The organism is Streptomyces sp. UH6, from assembly GCF_013421635.1.
In the GTDB taxonomy this organism is placed as follows: Bacteria; Actinomycetota; Actinomycetes; order Streptomycetales; family Streptomycetaceae; genus Streptomyces; species Streptomyces abyssomicinicus.
The window spans coordinates 1-4036 of record NZ_JACADT010000511.1 but is presented as its reverse complement, the minus strand read 5'-3'; the positions used below and the strand labels follow the sequence as shown (position 1 = coordinate 4036).

The 4036-nt window shown below is 72.4% G+C and carries 4 protein-coding genes; 1 reads left to right on the top strand and 3 read right to left on the bottom strand.

Annotation, left to right across the window (positions count from 1 at the left end):
* Positions 1 to 61 precede the first annotated feature (61 nt).
* From HW445_RS21030 to deoC, 3 genes are read right to left on the bottom strand one after another with little or no spacing between them, the layout of a single operon-like run.
* Positions 62 to 958: an aldehyde dehydrogenase family protein gene (locus HW445_RS21030; RefSeq protein ID WP_180222534.1), complete on the bottom strand. Its 897-nt coding sequence runs from the start codon at positions 956 to 958 to the stop codon at positions 62 to 64.
* Positions 951 to 2381 carry an aldehyde dehydrogenase family protein gene (locus tag HW445_RS21025; protein WP_180222533.1) on the bottom strand — a complete coding sequence of 477 codons (1431 nt, stop codon included), beginning with the start codon at positions 2379 to 2381 and terminating at the stop codon, positions 951 to 953. The genes HW445_RS21030 and HW445_RS21025 overlap by 8 nt, the downstream gene beginning before the upstream one ends.
* A 4-nt stretch (positions 2382 to 2385) precedes the next feature.
* Entirely contained in the window at positions 2386 to 3351 is a 966-nt protein-coding gene (gene deoC / locus HW445_RS21020; RefSeq protein ID WP_180222535.1) for a deoxyribose-phosphate aldolase, read from the bottom strand.
* 130 nt (positions 3352 to 3481) lie between these two features.
* Here deoC and HW445_RS21015 point away from each other — a divergent pair.
* On the top strand, positions 3482 to 4036 hold a 555-nt coding region (locus HW445_RS21015; protein WP_180222532.1), incomplete at its 3' end, for a PH domain-containing protein.

Sequence of the window (4036 nt, the reverse complement as noted above, 5' to 3'; positions counted from 1 at the left end):
CCGGCTCTGCGGCGGTGCCCCCTCCCCTCCTGCGGGGGGCGTGCCGCGGTCGGGCGACCGGTCAGTAGGACGAGCCGGAGGCGCCCAGGGAACCGGTGGTGTGCCAGACGGTCTTGGTCTCCAGGAACGCCGTCAGGCGCTCCGTGCCCGGCGTGGCCGCGAAGTCCTCGCCGGTGCGCGGACGCAGCACCCGCTTGAGGTTGTCCGCGGCGGCGACCTCCAGCTCCGTCGCGAGAGCCGTGCCGGCGCCCGCTCCGGTGAGGTCGACGGCGTTGACGTCCATGTGCGAGGCCAGCGTCGGCGCGATCTCCGCCGTGCGGCCGGAGAGGACGTTGACCACGCCGCCCGGGACGTCGGAGGTGGCCAGCACCTCGCCCAGCGACAGCGCGGGCAGCGGTGACCTCTCGCTCGCCACGACGACCGCCGTGTTGCCGGTGGCGACGACCGGGGCGAGGACGGAGACCAGGCCGAGCAGCGAGGACTCCTGCGGGGCCAGGACGGCCACCACACCGGTCGGCTCCGGGGTGGAGAGGTTGAAGAACGGCCCCGCGACCGGGTTGGCGCCGCCGACGACCTGGGCGATCTTGTCGGTCCAGCCCGCGTACCAGACCCAGCGGTCGACGGTCAGGTCGACCAGCGCCGCGGCCTTGGCCTTGGACAGGCCCTCGGCGTCGGCCACCTCACGGGTGAACTGGCTGCGGCGGCCCTCGAGCATCTCCGCGACGCGGTAGAGGACCTGGCCCCGGTTGTAGGCCGTGGCGCCCGACCAGCCGCCGAACGCCTTGCGCGCGGCGACCACCGCGTCACGGGCGTCCTTGCGGGACGACAGCGGGGCGTTGGCAAGCCAGTCCTGGTCCTTGGAGCCCGTCACCTCGTACACCCGGCCGCTCTCGGAACGCGGGAACTTGCCTCCCACGTACAGCTTGTAGGTCTTGAAAACGCTGAGACGCTCAGACATCGAGGTAGGCCTCCAGCCCGTGGCGACCGCCCTCGCGGCCGTAACCCGACTCCTTGTAACCGCCGAACGGCGAGGTGGGGTCGAACTTGTTGAACGTGTTGGACCAGACGACGCCCGCGCGCAGCTTGTTCGCCGTCGCGAGGATGCGGGAGCCCTTGTCGGTCCAGATGCCCGCGGAGAGGCCGTAGGCGGTGTTGTTGGCCTTGGCGACGGCCTCGTCCGGGGTGCGGAAGGTGAGGACCGAGAGGACCGGGCCGAAGATCTCGTCCCGGGCGACGGTGTGCGCCTGGGTGACACCGCTGAAGACGGTGGGCGCGAACCAGTAGCCGGAGGAGGGCAGTTCGCACGGGGCGGTCCAGCGCTCGGCGCCCTCCGCCTCGCCCTGGTCGGTCAGCGCGGTGATCCGGGCCAGCTGCTCGGCGGAGTTGATCGCGCCGATGTCGGTGTTCTTGTCCAGCGGGTCGCCCAGGCGGAGGGTCGAGATGCGCCGCTTGAGGGCGTCCAGCACCTCGTCGTGCACCGACTCCTGCACCAGCAGGCGGCTGCCCGCGCAGCAGACCTGCCCCTGGTTGAAGAAGATGCCGCTGACGATGCCCTCGACCGCCTGGTCGACGGGCGCGTCGTCGAAGACGATGTTGGCGCCCTTGCCGCCGAGCTCCAGGGTGAGCTTCTTGCGGGTGCCGGCCACCGTGCGGGCGATCTGCTTGCCGACGCCGGTGGAGCCGGTGAAGGCGACCTTGTCCACGTCCGGGTGGGCGACCAGCGCGGCGCCGGTGTCGCCGTAGCCGGGCAGGATGTTGACGACGCCCTTGGGGAGCCCGGCCTGGCGGCAGACGTCCGCGAAGAAGAGCGCGGAGAGGGGGGTCGTCTCGGCGGGCTTGAGGACCACTGTGTTGCCGGTGGCCAGCGCCGGGGCGATCTTCCACGCCAGCATCAGCAGCGGGAAGTTCCACGGGATGACCTGCGCGGCCACGCCCAGCGGCCTGGGCACGGGGCCGAAGCCGGCGTGCTCCAGCTTGTCGGCCCAGCCCGCGTGGTAGAAGAAGTGCGCGGCGACCAGGGGGAGGTCGGTGTCGCGGGTCTCCTTGATCGGCTTGCCGTTGTCCAGGGTCTCCAGGACGGCCAGCTCACGGGAGCGCTCCTGGACGATCCGCGCGATGCGGAACAGGTACTTGGCGCGCTCGCTGCCGGGCAGCGCGGACCAGCCCTCGAAGGCGCGGCGGGCGGCGGCGACCGCGCGTTCCACGTCGGCCTCGCCGGCCCGGGCGACCTCGGAGAGGACCTCCTCGGTGGACGGGGAGACCGTCTTGAAGACGCGGCCGTCGGCGGCCTCGGTGAACTCGCCGTCGATGAACAGCCCGTAGGAGGGGGCGATGTCCACCACCGAACGGGACTCGGGCGCCGGTGCGTACTCGAAGGTCATGGGATCAGTCCACCGTCACGTAGTCGGGGCCGGAGTAGCGGCCGGTGGCCAGCTTCTGCCGCTGCATCAGCAGGTCGTTGAGGAGGGAGGAGGCGCCGAACCGGAACCAGTGCGGGTCCAGCCAGTCGGTGCCGGCGGTCTCGCCGACCAGCACCAGGAACTTGACCGCGTCCTTGGCGGTGCGGATGCCGCCGGCCGGCTTCACGCCGATCTGCACGCCGGTGCGGTCCCGGAAGTCGCGCACGGCCTGGAGCATGAGCAGGGTGTTCGCCGGGGTGGCGTTGACGGCCACCTTGCCGGTGGAGGTCTTGATGAAGTCCGCGCCCGCCAGCATCGCCAGGTAGCTCGCCCGGCGGATGTTGTCGTAGGTGGAGAGCTCGCCGGTCTCGAAGATCACCTTGAGGCGGGCGGCGTCGCCGCAGGCCTCCTTGACCGCGGTGATCTCCTCGAAGACCTTCAGGTAGCGGCCGGAGAGGAAGGCGCCGCGGTCGATGACCATGTCGACCTCGTCGGCGCCCGCGGCGACGGCCTCCCGGACGTCGGCGATCTTGACCGCCATCGAGGCGCGGCCGGCCGGGAACGCGGTGGCCACGGAGGCGACCTTCACACCGGAGCCGGCGACGGCCTCCTTGGCGACGGCCACCATGTCCGGGTACACGCAGACCGCGGCGGTGGCGGGCGTGGTGCGGTCGGTCGGGTCCGGGTGGACCGCCTTGGCGCCCAGCGCGCGGACCTTGCCGGGCGTGTCGGCGCCCTCCAGGGTGGTCAGGTCCACCATCGAGATCGCCAGGTCGAGGGCGTACGCCTTGGAGGTGGTCTTGATCGAGCGGGTGCCGAGCGCGGCGGCGCGGGCCTCCAGGCCCACCGCGTCCACGCCGGGCAGGCCGTGGAGGAAGCGGCGCAGCGAGGCGTCGGAACCGGTGACGTCGGTCAGCGCGTGCGCGGCCGGTACGTGGGGTGTCGTCGACATGGTCACCACATGAGCATATCTACGCGTGTAGCTGAAGGGGAGGGGGGAATGTCTCGACCCGATTCCGTTTCCGACGCCGGTCGGCCACCGGGGGCGGCCCTCCGCGGGGGCGTCGGGCACAATCGGGGCCATGAGCACCCCCTCCGACCACCAGCCGTCCCCGGAGCCGGGCCGTGAGGCGGGCCCCGTACGGGTCCACCGGTCGAACTCGGCCATCGCGGGCGGCATTCTGCTGACCCTGGTCTTCGGCGCGCTGGCCCTGGACGCGATCGTCAACGGCGCGGCGCGGACGGCATGGTCGGCGCTGGCCGTCGTGCTGGTCGTGGCGCCGCTGGTGATCGCCTTCACCTTCCGCCCGGCCGTCTTCGTCGACGACGACGCGTTGCGGGTGCGCAACCCGTTCCGGACGGTCACGCTGCCGTGGGGGGCGGTGGCGGCGTTCCGTTCCGGTTACTCCCACGAGGTGCTGGACACCGCGGGGAAGCGGTACCAGCTGTGGGCGCTGCCGGTGTCCCTGCGGGCGCGGAAGAAGGCCCAGCGGGTGAAGGCGCGGCAGGACGCGGTCTCGCCGGTGGCGATGTCCACGGACGGGGTCGCGGCGGGCATCGCGGCGGCGCCCGGGCGCGGGGACACCGACCGGGTCGTCGACGACCTGCGGGAGCTCCAGGAGCGGCGGGCGGCGGCG